General features: G+C 63.9%; 14 protein-coding genes. 11 read left to right on the top strand and 3 right to left on the bottom strand.

The genetic code is table 11. The features are described 5' to 3' along the window. Positions 1–53 precede the first annotated feature (53 nt). The 3 genes from bioB to bioC are packed head-to-tail and all read left to right on the top strand — an operon-like array spanning position 54 to position 3,855. A complete protein-coding gene (gene bioB / locus FHS09_RS16940) occupies positions 54–1,103 on the top strand; it encodes a biotin synthase BioB (protein ID WP_183462177.1) in 1,050 nt (349 codons plus the stop codon). Continuing rightward, the gene (gene bioF, locus FHS09_RS16935; RefSeq protein ID WP_183462072.1) at positions 1,100–2,284 is read left to right on the top strand and encodes an 8-amino-7-oxononanoate synthase; all 1,185 of its coding nucleotides are present in this window, start codon (positions 1,100–1,102) and stop codon (positions 2,282–2,284) included. The genes bioB and bioF overlap by 4 nt, the downstream gene beginning before the upstream one ends. Beyond that, entirely contained in the window at positions 2,281–3,855 is a 1,575-nt protein-coding gene (bioC, locus tag FHS09_RS16930) for a malonyl-ACP O-methyltransferase BioC (protein WP_183462070.1), read from the top strand. The genes bioF and bioC overlap by 4 nt, the downstream gene beginning before the upstream one ends. Before the next feature lie 9 nt (positions 3,856–3,864). Here bioC and FHS09_RS16925 read toward each other — a convergent pair whose 3' ends face one another. Next, positions 3,865–4,350, bottom strand: a complete 486-nt coding sequence (locus FHS09_RS16925; protein WP_183462068.1) for a L,D-transpeptidase family protein — start codon at positions 4,348–4,350, stop codon at positions 3,865–3,867. A 231-nt stretch (positions 4,351–4,581) separates the two neighbouring features. Between FHS09_RS16925 and bioD the strand changes: the two genes are divergently transcribed. The 4 genes from bioD to alaC all read left to right on the top strand — a co-directional run bounded on the left by bioD (position 4,582) and on the right by alaC (position 8,922). Next, on the top strand, positions 4,582–5,298 hold the full coding sequence (bioD, locus tag FHS09_RS16920) for a dethiobiotin synthase (protein WP_246395107.1): 717 nt from the start codon (positions 4,582–4,584) through the stop codon (positions 5,296–5,298). A gap of 124 nt (positions 5,299–5,422) precedes the next feature. After that, complete coding sequence (locus FHS09_RS16915) at positions 5,423–7,210, top strand: acyl-CoA dehydrogenase C-terminal domain-containing protein (protein ID WP_183462066.1); 1,788 nt, start codon at positions 5,423–5,425, stop codon at positions 7,208–7,210. Between the two features lie 175 nt (positions 7,211–7,385). Continuing rightward, on the top strand, positions 7,386–7,583 hold the full coding sequence (locus FHS09_RS16910) for a DUF3094 family protein (RefSeq protein WP_343057509.1): 198 nt from the start codon (positions 7,386–7,388) through the stop codon (positions 7,581–7,583). A 121-nt stretch (positions 7,584–7,704) separates the two neighbouring features. Next, positions 7,705–8,922, top strand: a complete 1,218-nt coding sequence (alaC, locus tag FHS09_RS16905) for an alanine transaminase (protein ID WP_183462062.1) — start codon at positions 7,705–7,707, stop codon at positions 8,920–8,922. Positions 8,923–9,025: 103 nt separating this feature from the next. Here the strand turns inward: alaC and FHS09_RS16900 are convergent, their stop codons facing one another. Beyond that, positions 9,026–9,493: an EVE domain-containing protein gene (locus FHS09_RS16900; protein ID WP_183462060.1), complete on the bottom strand. Its 468-nt coding sequence runs from the start codon at positions 9,491–9,493 to the stop codon at positions 9,026–9,028. A 124-nt stretch (positions 9,494–9,617) separates the two neighbouring features. Here FHS09_RS16900 and FHS09_RS16895 point away from each other — a divergent pair, with 124 nt between their 5' ends. The 4 genes from FHS09_RS16895 (at position 9,618) to FHS09_RS16880 (ending at position 14,098) form a co-directional block, all read left to right on the top strand. After that, positions 9,618–10,706: a sensor histidine kinase gene (locus FHS09_RS16895; RefSeq protein ID WP_183462058.1), complete on the top strand. Its 1,089-nt coding sequence runs from the start codon at positions 9,618–9,620 to the stop codon at positions 10,704–10,706. 4 nt (positions 10,707–10,710) lie between these two features. Continuing rightward, on the top strand, positions 10,711–11,544 hold the full coding sequence (locus FHS09_RS16890) for a LytR/AlgR family response regulator transcription factor (protein WP_183462056.1): 834 nt from the start codon (positions 10,711–10,713) through the stop codon (positions 11,542–11,544). A 153-nt stretch (positions 11,545–11,697) separates the two neighbouring features. After that, a complete protein-coding gene (locus tag FHS09_RS16885; protein WP_183462054.1) occupies positions 11,698–11,865 on the top strand; it encodes a hypothetical protein in 168 nt (55 codons plus the stop codon). Between the two features lie 82 nt (positions 11,866–11,947). Continuing rightward, on the top strand, positions 11,948–14,098 hold the full coding sequence (locus tag FHS09_RS16880; RefSeq protein ID WP_183462052.1) for a mechanosensitive ion channel family protein: 2,151 nt from the start codon (positions 11,948–11,950) through the stop codon (positions 14,096–14,098). 61 nt (positions 14,099–14,159) lie between these two features. On the opposite strand, the gene FHS09_RS16875 is transcribed toward FHS09_RS16880, so the two are convergent. Then, entirely contained in the window at positions 14,160–15,575 is a 1,416-nt protein-coding gene (locus FHS09_RS16875; RefSeq protein ID WP_221192077.1) for a S8 family peptidase, read from the bottom strand. Positions 15,576–15,752: the final 177 nt, after the last annotated feature.

Raw genomic sequence — 15,752 nt, 5'->3', positions numbered from 1 at the left:
CTACAGTCAAAACAATAACCGGGGAGACTACGCCCGTGACCGCCAACCGGCAAATGCCCACCGCCGCCATACGCCACGATTGGACCCGCCAGCAGGTACTGGACCTGTTCGCCATGCCGTTCAACGATCTGCTGTTCACCGCCCAGCAGGTGCATCGGACACACTTCGATGCCAACCGGGTACAGGTGAGCACCCTCTGCTCCATCAAGACCGGCGCCTGTCCGGAGGACTGCGCCTACTGCCCACAGAGCGCCCGTTACGACACCGGCCTGGAGCGGGAAAAGCTGATGAAGGTGGAAAAGGTGCTGGAAGAAGCCCGCGCAGCCAAAGCCGGCGGCGCCACCCGATTCTGCATGGGCGCCGCCTGGCGCTCGCCGAAAAAGAAGGACATGCCCTATGTGACCGAAATGGTGCGCGGGGTGAAGGCCCTGGGGCTGGAGACCTGCATGACCCTGGGTATGCTCAACGACGAACAGGCGAAGGAACTGGCGGATGCCGGCCTTGACTATTACAACCACAACCTGGACACCTCGCCGGAGTACTACGGCGAGATTATCACCACACGCACTTACCAGGACCGGCTGGAAACCCTGGACCGCGTGCGCACCGCGGGCATGAAGGTCTGCGCCGGCGGTATTATCGGCATGGGCGAGGGCGAGCAGGACCGCGCCGGGCTGCTGGTGCAACTGGCCAACCTGCCGGAGCACCCGGAGTCCGTGCCGATCAATATGCTGGTGAAGGTGGCCGGCACACCGCTGGAAGACGAGCGCGACCTGGACCCCTTCGAATTTATCCGCTGCATCGCCGTGGCGCGGATTGTGATGCCCAAATCCCACGTGCGCCTGTCCGCCGGCCGCGAACATATGAGCGATGAAATGCAGGCGCTGGCTTTCCTGGCCGGGGCCAACTCCATTTTCTACGGCGAGAAGCTGCTTACCACGCCCAACCCGGAAACCAACCGGGATATGCAACTGTTCAACCGCCTGGGTATCCAGCCGGAGGAATACCACCAGCACGCCGATGAGGCGGAGGCGGAAGCGGAGTTGTCCGGGCGCATCGCCGAGCAACAACAAGACCCTTACTTCTACAACGCGGTGAAATGACCTTCCGGGAGACTCTGCACCAGCGGCTCGCCCGGCGGCGCGAGCTCGGCTTGTACCGGGAGGTGAAAACCCTGGCCGCCGCGCCCGGGCCGCGGGCGCAGGTGGATGGCGGGGAACTGGTCGCCTTCAGCAGTAACGACTACCTGGGCCTGGCCACCCATCCGCAAGTGATCGCCGCGCAGCAGCGGGGCGCCGGGCTGGGTGCCGGCGCCACCGCCTCCCATCTGGTCAACGGACACCTGCAGATCCACGAACAATTGCAGGACAAGATCGCCGAACTCACCGGGCGCGAGGCCGCGCTGGTGTTCTCCAGTGGCTATATGGCCAATATCGGCGCGGTGTGTGCGCTGGTGGGCCGCGGTGATACGGTGATCCAGGACAAACTCAACCACGCCTCGTTGATCGACGGCGCGCAGCTCAGCGGTGCGCGCAGCCTGCGCTTTGCCCACAGCGATATGGAATCCCTGGAGCGGCAGTTGAGCCGCGCGGACGGCAATATCCTGGTGGCGGTGGACGGTGTCTACAGCATGGACGGCGACTGCGCGCCGCTGGCGGATATCGCCCGCCTCTGTGGCGCGCACGGCGCCTGGCTGATGGTGGACGAGGCCCACGGTTTCGGCGTTATGGGCAGCGAAGGGTTTCCCTGCGCCGGCAGCGCCGCGGCCGCCGGCCTGGCCCCGGAGCAGGTGCCGATACTGATGGGCACCCTGGGCAAGGCCGCCGGCAACGCCGGCGCCTTTGTCGCCGGTTCGCGGGAGCTGATCGACTATCTCACCCAGTTCGCGCGCCCCTATATCTACACCACCGGCATGCCCCCCGCGGTGGCCGCCGGCTGCCTGGCGGCGCTGGAAATCATGCAGCGGGAACCGCAGCGGCGCGAGCACCTGGCCCACCTGGTCGGCTATTTCCGCGACCGGGCCGGTGCGCTGGACCTGCCCCTGACGGATTCCCGTAGCGCCATCCAACCGCTGATTATCGGCGGAGAGAAAGCGGTGATGGCACTCGCCGCCGGGCTGCAGCAGCGCGGCTTCCTGGTGGGGGCCATCCGTCCGCCCACGGTGCCGGCGGGCACCGCGCGCCTGCGTATCACGCTCTCCGCCGCGCACAGCGAGGCGGAAATCGACGCGCTGTTGCAGGCACTGGTGGAATCCCTGGCCGACTCCGTAGTGGTGGCAGAGTGAAACCGGTAGAGCGACTGATCCTTGTGCACGGCTGGGGCGGTGACAGCCGCGGTTGGCAGCCGCTGCTCGACGCCCTGCGGGAGAGGACCGCATTGCCGATCACCTGCCTGGACCTGCCGGGTTTCGGTGATGCGGCGGGCGAGTCCTGGCCCGACGATGAAACGCTGCTGCAGAATCTTTATCGGCGTCTGCCGCACAACTGCTTGTTAGTCGGCCATTCCCTGGGCGGGATGCTGGCCGCGCGGCTGGCCGCACTGCCCGGCCAGGAGAAAATTAGCGCCCTGCTGACGATCGCCGCCAACGGTCGCTTTGTCGCCGGCGACAGCTGGCCCGGTATGGACCCCGCCGCCTTCCGCCGGTTCTGTCGCTCGATGCGAAACGAGCCCCGGGAAACCTGGGAAAAATTCTGCGGCCTGCAGGCCCGCGGCGATGGCGAAATGCGCCGGGTGATCAGGCAACTGAAGCAGTGGGCGCCGCAAGCCATTGGCGACGCCTGGGGGGAAGCGCTGGACTGCCTGGGCCGCTGGGACAACCGGGAAATATTGCGGGGCCTGTCCCTACCGGCGCTGCACCTGCTCGGCGAGTGCGATGCCCTGGTGCCCGCCGACGCGGCGGCGCGTCTGCGTGGACTGGGCGGACTGGGCACGCAGGCCGAACTGCTGCCCGGCAGTGGCCATGCGCCGCAACTCTCAAATCCCGAACGGGTGGCGGAGAAAATTCTGGGTTTTGTGCGGGCGGATAATGGTTTCGCTCCCCCGGACGGCGATATTCCTCCGCCCTTCGACAAAAGCGCGGTAGCCAAATCCTTCGGCCGCGCCGCGCACAATTACGACAACGCGGCCCATCTTCAGCGCGCCGTGTGCCGCCAGTTGCTGCGTGAGGTCGGCGATCACGCGACACCTCGGCGTATCCTGGACCTTGGCAGTGGCACCGGCTACGGCAGCGGGCTGCTGCGCCGGCGTTTTCCGGGGGCGGAGATCATCGCCCTGGACTTGGCCGGGGAGATGTTGCAGTTCGCGCGTCGCGAACGGCCGGCGGCGGATCACTATATCGCCGCCGACGCGGAACAGCTGCCGCTGGCGGACGGCAGTATCGATCTGGTGTTTTCCAGCATGGCGCTGCAGTGGTGCTACCGCCTGCCGCAGTTGTTTGCGGAGCTGCGCCGGATACTGGCGCCGGGGGGACGCTGTCTGGTCGCCACCCTCGGTCCGGGCACCCTGCGGGAATTGAAGGCGAGCTGGGCGGATGTGGATGGCGGTGTGCACGTCAACCGCTTCCTGCCCGAGGACGACTGGCGCCGGGCGGCGGGAGACTGCCGGTTGCACTGCGAGGAGCGGGTGCTCTATTTCGACAGTGCCCGGTTGCTGATGCGCGAACTGAAAGTTATCGGGGCCCGGAATATCAATCGCGATGCCGGGCGCGGCCTGCTGGGCCGGGAGAAGTTGCGTCGTCTGGCGGCGGCCTATGAACGGTTTCGAACGCCGGCCGGGCTGCCGGCCACTTACGAGGTGATCTACCTGGAGATGGCGGGCAGGGACGCCGCTCCTACAGCACAATCCTGCGAGTCCTGAGACTCGACGTCAGGGATAGATATGAATGGGCGTCGGCGTCTTCACCATCGCCCAGATCTCGTCCATCTCGCGGTTGGTTACCGCGATACAGCCGTCGGTCCAGTTCGTTTTCTGCAGGTACTTCTCCATGCCCTGCCACTGCGGCTTTATGCCGTGGATCATGATATCGCCGCCTGGGTTCACCCCGAGCCTGGCCGCGCGGGCGCGGTCCTGGGCGTTGGGGTAGGAGACGTGAATCGAGCGGTAGAACCTGCTGTTCGGGTTTTTCCAGTCCAGGGTGTAGCGGCCTTCGGGCGTGCGTTCGTCCCCCTGGCGGACCTTGTGGCCCCTGGGGTTTTCGCCGAACACCACCTTGTAGCTCTTGACCACACGCTCGTTGCGGATCAATTGCATTAGGCCTTTGGATTTATACACAACCACCAGGTCGACGGGATTTACAGCGGCACAGGCGAGCGCAGGTGCCAGCAACAGCAGGGCAAGAGTTAGGTATCGCATTGGTCTCTGAAGCAAAAGCTATAGTTTTCTGTTCTTCGGAGGCTTCCTTGCGGTCGCACTGCCGCCGGTTGGGCGTGATGCGATCTTATGCCGGCGCTGTCCCGCCGCCGGCGTAGCGGGCAATTATCTCAACCCCGGACAAAAAAACCTGCCGGAATTGGTTATTTTTTGCTCTGAGTGGGTAATTTATCAGCATGTAGGCGGCGTTGAAAGAGGCGTCAAGTAAAAAAGATGAAAATTCTGATGGAGGGAATGTCTGTGGCCCGCACCTTCTTTGTGGCCGGTACTGACACCGAAGTGGGAAAAACCTACGTGACCGCGGCACTGCTGACCCGCGCGGCCGGGCAGGGATTGGGCACCGCAGCGGTGAAGCCGGTGGCCTCCGGCTGCGACTGTACCCACGAGGGGCTGCGCAACGCCGATGCGCTGATGCTGCAGGAGGCGATGACCCTGGAGCTACCCTACCAACAGGTCAATCCCATCGCCCTGGAGCCTGCCATAGCGCCCCATATAGCCGCGCATGAAGCGGGCGTGCAGCTCAATATCCCCCGCCTGGCCGGTGTCTGCCGCGGAGTGATGGCCGCGGGTGCCGACCTGGTGTTGATCGAGGGTGCCGGCGGCTGGCGCACACCGCTGGGCCCCCGGGCCTTCCTATCGGACCTGCCGCGGGAACTGAATATCCCGGTGATCCTGGTGGTGGGCATGCAACTGGGCTGCATCAACCACGCGTTACTGACGGTCGAGGCGATCCGCCGCGACGGCCTGCAACTGGTGGGCTGGGTGGCCAACTTCGTCTGTGAAAGCATGGCGCGGCCGGAGGAAAACCTGGCTACTCTACAGGCGCTGCTGCCCGCACCGCTGCTGGGCACACTGCCGTTCGACGAGGCGGCCGATTACCGCAACGCCGCCGGGCACCTCGACCTGAGCCCTCTTCTAACCTCCCTGTAGGAGCGGGCATGGCCCGCTCCTACAGCGTCGAACCTCAACACCATTTTCCAACACAGTTGACAATCCCCCACTTCGCGCCTAGATTCAAACAACCGTTTGAAACAAGTGAATGAGGACCGGGAGCATGGCTGAATACAAGGCGCCACTGCGGGAGATGCACTTTCTCCTGCACGAAGTATTTGCCGCAGAAAAACTTTGGGCCCGCCTGCCGGCGCTGGCGGAAACCGTCGATCGGGAAACTGCGGATGCGATCCTGGAAGAGATGGCCAAACTCGCCGCCAATACCCTGGACCCGATCAACCGCAGCGGCGATGAAGAAGGCTGTCACTGGAACGACGGGGTGGTGACCACCCCGAAAGGTTTCCCGGAGGCCTATGCCACTTTCTGCGAGGGCGGCTGGGGCGCGCTGCTGGGCAACCCGGAATACGGCGGTATGGGTATGCCCAAAATGCTCGGTGCCCAGGTGGAGGAGATGATCAATTCCGCCAATATCTCCTTCGCCCTCTACCCGGTGCTGACCGCCGGCGCCTGCCTGGCGATCGACGCCCACGGCAGCGGGGAACTCAAGCAGCGCTACCTGCCCAAAATGTACGAGGGCACCTGGGCCGGGGCCATGGATTTGACCGAGCCCCACGCCGGCACCGATCTCGGCATGATCCGCACCCGGGCCGAACCGGGGGAAGATGGCAGCTATCGCATCACCGGCAGCAAGATCTTTATCACCGGCGGCGACCAGGACCTGTCCGAGAACATCATTCACCTGGTGCTGGCCAAGCTGCCCGACGCCCCCGCGGGCCCGAAGGGTATCTCCCTGTTCCTGGTGCCCAAGGTGCTGGTCAATGAGGACGGCAGCCTGGGCGAGCGCAACGCGGTGCACTGCGGCTCCATCGAACACAAGATGGGCATCAAAGCCTCCGCCACCTGCGCGATGAATTTCGACGGCGCCACCGGCTGGCTGGTGGGCGAGGTGAACAAGGGGCTCGCGGCCATGTTCACCATGATGAACTACGAGCGCCTGGGGGTGGGTATCCAGGGTCTGGGCGCGTCCGAGCGTTCCTATCAAAACGCCCGGGCATACGCCCGAGAACGTATCCAGAGCCGCTCGCCGGCGGGCCCGCAGGCGACGGACAAGGCCTCCGACCCCATTGTCGTGCACCCGGACGTGCGCCGCATGCTGCTCACCCAGAAGGCGCTGATCGGCGGCGGCCGCGCCCTGTCCACCTACGTGGCCCAGTGGCTGGATATCGCCAAGTTCGGCGAGGGCGAGGGCGAGGAAAAGCGGAAGGCGGAGGCGCTGGTGGCCCTGCTCACCCCGGTGGCCAAGGCCTTCTTTACCGACAAGGGCCTGGAGTGCACGGTACTCGGCCAGCAGGTGTTCGGTGGCCACGGCTATATCCGCGAGTGGGGCCAGGAACAGCTGGTGCGCGATGTGCGCATCACCCAGATCTACGAGGGTACCAACGGCATCCAGGCCCTGGACCTGGTGGGTCGCAAGACGGTGGCCAACGGCGGCGCCTTCTTCGAGCTGTTTGCCGCCGACGTCCAGGCTTTTATCGACGGGGAGATCGACCGCGAGGACATGGCCGAGTTCGTGCAGCCCTTGGCCGCGGAACTGCAGCGCCTGCGCGGAACTACCGAAAACATACTGGCCGCGGCCAAGGACGACCCCCACGCGCCCGGCGCCGCCTCGGTGGAATACCTGCACCTGTTCGGCTACGTAGCCTACGCCTATATGTGGGCCAGGGCTGCCGCAGTCTCGCTGCGGAAAACTGCGGAGGACAGCTTCTACAGTGCTCAGGTGAAGACCGCCCGCTTTTTCTTCGCGCGCCTGTTGCCCCAGGCCCGGGCCCTGGCCGCCAGCGTCGAGGCCGGCAGCGCCACCCTGATGGATATCGAGGAAGAGCTCCTCTGACCCAACCCGGGACCGCGGAGCTATTTATCTGGTTCGCTGAAGGCTCCAGCTCCGCACGCCGGCCGCAGGCCCGCCCTCTATCTGCACTTTGATCTGCCGATCAGGCCCCGAACAGCGGGGCTTTTTTGTACTTGCCGTTTCTCCTACACTCGTTGCATAGCGATAACGAGCACAAATGCCCATGCCCGACAAGCCCAAAAAGAAACTCTCCGACGAAGACCAGGCCAAGGTCGACAAATACCTGCACAGCGGCGTCAACAAGGTGGAACGCAAGCCCTTCCGCCCGCTGCTGCTGTTGCTGGTGATCGTCGGCGTGCTCACCCTGTTGTCGCTGCTCAGTATTTTTATCGCGCGCACCAAGGGCGTGGTATAGAAGAACTACAGTCTCTGGAGAGGGTTCGCAACGGGGCGCCGCTCGCGTAATATGGGTTCAGCCGCATGCTGCGGCCGCGTCGCTCGGACGGTTCCGGGCGCTAACGTGTATCGAGGAACCCATGACAATAGACACCCAAACGCCGGTGCGCCGGTTTTCCCGTATCGACCGACTCCCTCCCTACGTTTTCAATATCACCGCCGAACTCAAAATGGCTGCCCGTCGGCGGGGAGAGGACATTATTGATTTCAGCATGGGCAACCCGGATGGCCCTACGCCCCGGCATATCGTCGATAAGCTGTGTGATGTGGCCCAGCGCGAGGACACCCACGGCTACTCCACGTCCAGGGGGATACCCCGATTGCGCAGGGCCATCTCGCACTGGTATGCGCAGCGCTACCAGGTGGAGATCGACCCGGAAGAGGAGGCGGTGGTCACCATCGGCTCCAAGGAGGGGTTGGCACACCTGATGCTCGCGGTGCTCGACCACGGCGACATGGTGCTGGTACCCAATCCCAGTTACCCGATTCACATCTACGGCGCTGTCATCGCCGGCGCCCAGGTGCGTTCGGTGCCGCTGGTGCCCGGTATCGATTTCTTTGTCGAACTGGAACGGGCCATCTGTGAGAGCATTCCCAAGCCGAAGATGGTGGTTCTCGGCTTCCCGTCCAATCCCACCGCCCAGTGTGTCGAGTTGGATTTTTTCGAGCGGGTAGTGGCCCTGGCTAAGCGCTACGGCATCCTGGTTGTGCACGATCTGGCCTACGCCGATATCGTTTACGATGGCTGGAAGGCGCCCTCGATCATGCAGGTGCCGGGGGCCAAGGATGTGGCGGTGGAGTTTTTCACTCTGTCGAAAAGCTACAACATGGCGGGTTGGCGCGTCGGGTTTATGGTCGGCAACCGGGATCTGGTCAATGCCCTGGCGCGTATCAAGAGTTATCACGATTACGGCAGCTTTACGCCACTGCAAGTGGCTGCGATAGCCGCGTTGGAGGGCGATCAGCAGTGCGTGAGGGACATTGCCGAGCAGTATTGTCTGCGCCGCAATGCCCTGGTCAAGGGGTTGCACGAGGCGGATTGGATGGTCGAGCTGCCCAAGGCGTCCATGTATGTGTGGGCAAAAATTCCGGAGCCCTACCGCAAACTGGGATCGCTGGAGTTCGCGAAAAAACTGCTCGCGGATGCCAAGGTATGCGTCTCGCCGGGTATCGGTTTTGGTGACTACGGAGACGACTATGTGCGTTTCGCCCTGATCGAAAACCAGAATCGTATCCGCCAGGCGGTGCGCGGGATCAAGGGTATGTTCCGCGCGGATGGCTTGCTGGGGACTGGCTGAAATCGTGGCACTAACTATGTAGGAGCGGCCGCTGGCCGCGATCGGACTGGGCTACGAAGCGCCTGCCGATCACGGCCAGCGGCGGATGGCCGCCCCGCCGCTCCTACATAATGGCATTACCCAGTCGCAGAATGGTTTTCCACTCTTGAGCGGTCACCGGCTGGATCGACAACCGTCCCTGCTTCACCAGCAGCATCTCCGCCAAATCCGGATTCTGTTTGATCTCCGCCAGTGGCACCGGCCGCGGGAACTCGCTCTGCCAGCGGATATCCACGCAGTACCAGCGCGGCTTGTCGCCACTGGCCTTGGGGTCGAAGTAGCCGCTTTTGGGGTCGAACTGCGCCGGATCCGGGTAGGCTCCGCGCACCACTTCGGCGGTGCCCACCACCGCAGGCACCTTGCAGGCGCTGTGGTAGAAGAGTACCCCGTCGCCCACCCCGACCGAATCCCTCAGAAAGTTCCGCGCCTGGTAGTTGCGGATACCGTCCCAGCGGCCGGTGCGACCGGATTCCGCGGCCAGGTCGCGGATGCTGTACTCGTCTGGTTCCGATTTGAAAAGCCAGTAAGTCATGATGTGTTCCTGCGGCAGTCCGTCCTATTGCTGCGCCCGACGGTGTTTCACCGGGCGGGCCGCTGCATTAGGCTGTTTTGCAACCTGCGGCCTTCCGGGGTCGATTGAATAGCAATGAGTATTTATGGGCAACAACGCATTTCGATGGCTGTCGCAGCGGCTGGCCGAGCACCAGAAGCAGTACTGGGCTCTGCAGCTCGCCGGCTGGGGTGGATATACCCTGCTCACCTTTGTGGGCAGCTTCTTCTGGGTGGAGGACCACTGGTTGCACATGGGATATCTCGCCGTGGCCACCGGCTCGGGGGTCGCACTCTCGGAAGTGATGCGCCGCGGTTTCCGCCGGCTGTGGGACAAGCCGCCGGCGTGGCGCCTGTTTGGCTCCCTGGCGGTGATTGCCCTGGCCGCACTGGTGTGGGCGGCGATCAAGTTCGGCGGCTCCCTGTGGCTGTATGGCAAGCGGGGAGACGAGCACCCGGCGGTGCTGGCTATCTACTGGTTTTCCTATTCCTTCATGATCCTCATGACCTGGACCGCGCTCTACTACGGCATCAAGTACTACCGCGCTTCGCTGACCCAGCAGGAAAAGGCCCTGCGTGCCGAGTCCATGGCTCACCAGGCGCAGCTGAAGATGCTGCGCTACCAGTTGAATCCGCACTTCCTGTTCAACACCCTGAACGCCATCTCCACCCTGATCCTGGACAGCCAGGGGCGCACCGCCAACGATATGGTGACGCGCCTGTCGCAGTTCCTGCGCCACTCCCTGGACAACGACCCCATGCAGAAAGTGACCCTGGCCCGTGAGGTTGAGGCGCTGATGCTCTACCTGGATATCGAAAAGGTGCGCTTCGCCGACCGCCTGGGGGTGAACCTGGATCTGGAGGGGGAGTCCCCGCGCGCGCTGGTGCCCAGTCTGCTGCTGCAACCGCTGGTGGAAAACGCGATCAAATACGGTATCTCCCAGCGGGAGTGGGGGGGCGAGATCACCATCAAGGCGCGGGTGTTCGCCGGTGAACTGCTGCTCGAGGTGGGCGACAACGGCCCGGGCATGGCGGATGAGGACCTGGCCCGACTGACTTCCGGTTACGGCGTGGGTATCCGCAATACCTGTGAGCGCCTGCGCGCGCTGTACGGCGAAGAACAGAAAGTGCGTTTTTGCAACCGGCCGGAGGGCGGCCTGGTAGTGCATATTCGAATTCCCTATGAACAGGAATAGTGCGATGAGTGACGCGGTAGAAAAATTAAAAACCATTGTAGTGGACGACGAACCGCTGGCGCGGCGCGGGCTGCGCCTGCGGCTGGAGCAGATGGACGGTGTGGAGGTGATTGCCGAGTGCAGCAACGGTCGCGAGGGGCGGGAGCAGATCCTAGAGCTGCACCCGGACGTTGTGTTTGTGGACATCCAGATGCCCGGTGTGAACGGGCTGCAGATGGTGCAGCAGATTCCCGAGGAGCAACTGCCTCAGGTGGTGTTCGTCACCGCCTATGACCAGTACGCGGTGGAAGCCTTCGAGGTCAACGCGGTGGACTATGTGCTAAAGCCCATCGAGGAGGAGCGCCTGGCACTGGCGCTGGCGCGGGTGCGGGAGAAGCTCGCCAGCGCCGACATCGCCACCCAGCGCGAACAGTTGCTGGAAGCGGTGGCGGATCTCACCCGGGAGTCGCCGGAAGTACTGGAGCGGAAGCTGGCGGCGGGCGACTTACATGTGGGGGAGGGGGGCAGCAGCCGCTATCCGGAAAAGATCGCCATCAAGGACGCCGGCCGCATCACCCTGGTACCCGCGCGGGAGATAGACTGGATCGATGCCGCCGGCGACTATATGTGCGTGCACGCCAACGGCGAGACCCACGTGATGCGCATCACCATGAAGGAGCTGGAACAGCAGCTGGACCCCCGGGTGTTCCAGCGTATTCACCGTTCCACCATCGTCAACCTGGGCCGGGTGCGCGAGATCTGTGCGCATATCAACGGCGAGTACCACCTGGTACTGAACAATGGCGAGCGTTTGAAAATGAGCCGCAGCTACAAGAACAAAGTGCAGCATTTCCTCTGATTGTCGCCGGGAGCGCCCGCCGGGAGCGCCGAGTCCCGGCTCGGCTTGCGGGCCGCAGGCCCGCTAGAGTCCGCTTGCGAGCTCTCTAAACCGTTGGGAGCCGACGCCGCAGGAGGTAGACTGGCCGGACTTCCACAGCCTGGAGTTATCGCCATGCGCTGTGCCGCCACCATTCTGTTGTGTCTCACCACCGGCTGGGCCCAGGACCGCTTTGGGCAACTGCCCGCGAGCGCGACGGAGATCCGTGTGCGGGGCGACACTTACGTTAAGGAAGAGTACCTCGCCTGTGTGAACGACTCCTCCTCAAGGCGCCGCTATTAACCCCTGACCGGGTGGATAACTTCCCTCATCTACACTCTATCAGTGGACCTGCGCGGTTTCCGGTCAAGGATAGAGTCAGGCTATGGCGGGCGAATGCTGTCACTTTCCCTCTCGCTGTGGGTGCTATCGCGCTGGCGCCCGTATTTCGCTGACCCTCTTCCTGCTGTGTATTTCCCTTCTCACTTTCGCCCAGCTGCCCACTAAGAAGCCCGAGGAATTCAAACCGGAGATCCCCGATTTCAACTCGCCCTCCGCCGGCTGGTGGACCACCTGGCCCGAGGCCACTCGCGAGCAGCGCGAGCAGTGGCTGGGGGAGTTGAACAAAGCCTGGGACAAGTGGAGCGGGACGCTGCCGGACAGCGATCGGGTGCAGGAGCGCGCCGCTGCGGTGGAGAGGAGCCTCAAGGGCATCGGCATCACGTGGAAGAAGTACGCCGAGTTCGAGAAAGTCGCGGTACTGCCCGAGGTCGAATTCCCCCGCAACCCGGGGGTGATGGCCTGGGCCACGGCCGACGCCGCGGTGGCCCGAGGGCGCCAGCGGCTGTTGGGGCTGCAACTGGAGTTGCGGCAACTGGACGAGGCGCTCGCCCAATCCCTGGGCCAGTTGCGCCAGCAGGTGGTGATCCTGCGCGAGGCGAGCGGTGACCCGGCCGCCAGTGAAGGCGCGGCCCTGGCGCTGCTGGCGGCCCAGTTCAATCACCTGAATATTATCGAGCAGCGCAGGATCATCGAGCGGCAGTTGGGCGCCTGGCAGGAGCAGATCGAACACGGCGAGAGCCAGCTGCAGCGGATGCTGGAGGAGCTGCAGTACAGCGCCGAGGCGACGGAGCAGCTGCAGAAAACCCTGGAGAAATACACCGATAGGATCGAAAAACTCGCCGGCGACCGCACCCGCTTGCAGAGCACCACACTGGAGTCCACCGACCCGGCTGAGAACATGAAAAAAGACCTGCGGGTGATGGAGCTGGAGGTACAGGCCCTGGAGGCACACCTGCAGAAGCGCAAAACGGAGATACTGGTCTCCATCAACAATGTGCTCAACCCCGAGGTGAAAGACCAGTCTCTGGTCTCCAGCGGCGACCTGGTGGAGACAGCGCGCACCCTGGTCGACAGTATTTCCCGCGAACTCAACGTCCGCCGGCGCCAGGTGGTGGCCTGGATGGGGGAGGGCAGCGAGGCGATGAGTGGCTGGTGGCGGAGCTTCGAGCGGGTGGATAGTGCCCTGGGCCGCAGCGACGACTTGATCGAAGACGTGCTGCGCTACGAAACGGCCCAACTGATGGTGTACCGCGAGCACCAGGGATGGTGGGCCACGGTGCGCGAGCGCGCGGGCCACTGGGGTGGTGTTGTCTACAACCGTTGGCGGGAACTGGCGGACTACAAGCTGTTCGCGATCGGCGAGAGCCCGGTAACTTTGCGTGACATCGCCAGGATTTTTTTTGTGCTGGTGGTCGCCTGGCTGATCTCCAGCCTCACACGGCGTTTTCTCAACCGGCTGGTAGTAAAAAAACACGCCAGCGAATCCTCCATGTACAACCTCGGCCGGGTGTTGCACTACACCATTATTGCTATTGCGCTGGTGATCGCGCTGAGCATGCTGGGTCTGGACACGTCCAAGCTGGCCCTGATTGCCGGGGCGCTGTCGGTGGGTATCGGCTTTGGCCTGCAGGCGATTTTTTCCAACTTTCTTTCCGGACTGATCCTGCTGTTGGAGCAGCCGCTGCGGGTGGGGGACCTGGTGGAACTGGAGTCCGGCGTCTTCGGCCGCATCCGCGATATCAATGTGCGCTCCACCCGCATCACCACCCGGGACAACGTAGATATCATGGTGCCCAATTCGGAATTCGTGACCGGTCGGGTGATCAACCACACCCTGGACGACCCGGTGCGCCGCATCCACGTGCCCTTCGGCGTGGCCTACGGCTCCGACCCGGATCTGGTGCGCGAGTCGGCCATGGAAGCGGCGGAGCGGGTGAACATTACCCATACCGACTGGCAGCGCAAGACCGAGGTCTGGCTGATGGAGTTCGGCGACAGCGCGCTGAATTTCAAGCTGGTGGTGTGGGTCAATAGCAATATGGTCTCGCCCCTTGGAGACCCCTACGCGCTCTACAACCTGGAGCTGCTGAGGGAATTCAACGAGAGGGGTATCGAAGTGCCCTTTCCCCAGCGCGACCTGCACCTGCGCAGTTGGGAAGCGCCGATGCCGATCGAGCGGCGCGCGGGAAAATAACCCGGCGGCCGGGTAGGCCGCCGGGCAGGGTGCACCTACAGCTTCAAACTACGGCTTCAAACTACGGGTTCATCACCGCAGTGACCGTGGCATCGGCATCCGCCAGCCCGCTGCCGCACTGGGAACAGGAGCCCGCGAAAGCCCGCGCATTGGCTTTGATCTCCGCTTCAAGCTCCGCCGGAGTGATATCCGGATCGACACTCCGCACCAGCGCCGCCAGTCCCGCCACGTGGGGCGTGGCCATACTGGTGCCCTGGTAGAAGGCGTAGCTCTCCGATGAAGGCGTCTGCGAGCCACTGTTGAGGGTGGAGAGCACGCCGTTGGCGGTGGAGGCGGTCTCGCCGCCGGGGGCCGCCACATCCACCACGCTGCCGTAGTTGGAGTAGCTGGCGCGGTTGCCCTGGCGGTCTGTGGCCGCCACGCTGATCACGTTGTTGCAACTGGCGGGCTGGAAGCCGGAGGCGTCGGCGTTGCTGTTGCCCGCCGCCACCACCACCGCGGCGCCGTTGCCCACCGCGGTGTCGATGGCATCCTGGAAAGTGGCGCCGCAGGCACCGGAACCGCCCAGGCTCATATTGATCACATCCGCGGGAAAGGGATTGGCGGGCACGCCGGAGACGCTGCCGCCGGAGGCCCAGACAATGGCGTCGGCGATATCCGACAGACTGCCGCCGCACTTGCCCAGCACCCGCACCGGAACCACCTTGGCATTGAAGGCCACCCCAGCCACGCCCTGGCTGTTGTCGGTCAGCGCGGCCACGGTGCCGGCCACGTGGGTGCCGTGCCAACTGCTGCTGGCGGGGAAGATGCCGCACTCGAACCAGCCGTACCAATCCCCCTCGTCGTGGGCATCGCTGTCGCGGCCGTTGCCATCGCGGGCGGTGGCGCTGTCGCTGATAAAGTCGTAGCCGCCGATAATATTGCCGAGCAGATCGCTGTGGTCCGTGTAGCCGGTGTCCACCACCGCTACTACCGCGCCGCTGCCGTCCGCCTTGTCCCAGGCTCCGGGCAGGTTCAGTCCGGCGGTGGGTTCGTAATAGTGCCACTGCTCACTGTAGCGGCTGTCGTCCGGGGTGAACTGGGTGGTGAGGCGGATATCCGGTTCCACGTAGGCGACGTCTGGGTCGCGGGCAAAGCGGCGCATCAGCGCTTCGGCGGCGGCGCCGTCCAGCCCGCCGGGAACCCCCACCAGGTCGGCGCCGGTGGCTAGCCGGCGCACCAGATTCAGCTCGGAACCGGTCTCCGCGGCCACCGCGTTCAGCAGCCGGTTGCCGGCGGCCAGGCTGGCGCGCTCCGCCGCGCCCTCGCGGTATTTGACGATAAAACGCTGGTGGTTCTGGCCCGCCTGCAGCGCGGGGAGGTTCATTTTGCCCGCCAGCGGATCGGGGGCGGCGAGGGCGCCGGCGGAACAAGCCAGGGCGCAGATGGCGAAAAACGGTAAAACTTTATTCGAGGGTTTGCTACTGTGCTTCTTCATTTGGGGCTCCAATTGATTTCCTTATTGTGATCTCTCCCGCCGTCGGACCGCACAGCGGGCGTCCGAACAACGCCTGCAAACATAGCGCGGCTCTCTCCGGACAATCCAGCGACGCAGGGACTGTTAGTGAAAATTGGCGGGGAAATAGTGGTGTTGTGGCGAAAGTGCAAAGTATTT

It is taken from the genome of Microbulbifer rhizosphaerae, from assembly GCF_014191725.1.
In the GTDB taxonomy this organism is placed as follows: domain Bacteria; phylum Pseudomonadota; class Gammaproteobacteria; order Pseudomonadales; family Cellvibrionaceae; genus Microbulbifer; species Microbulbifer rhizosphaerae.
The sequence above is the reverse complement of the archived record's forward strand: the minus strand, read 5'-3'. Positions and strand labels throughout refer to the sequence as shown.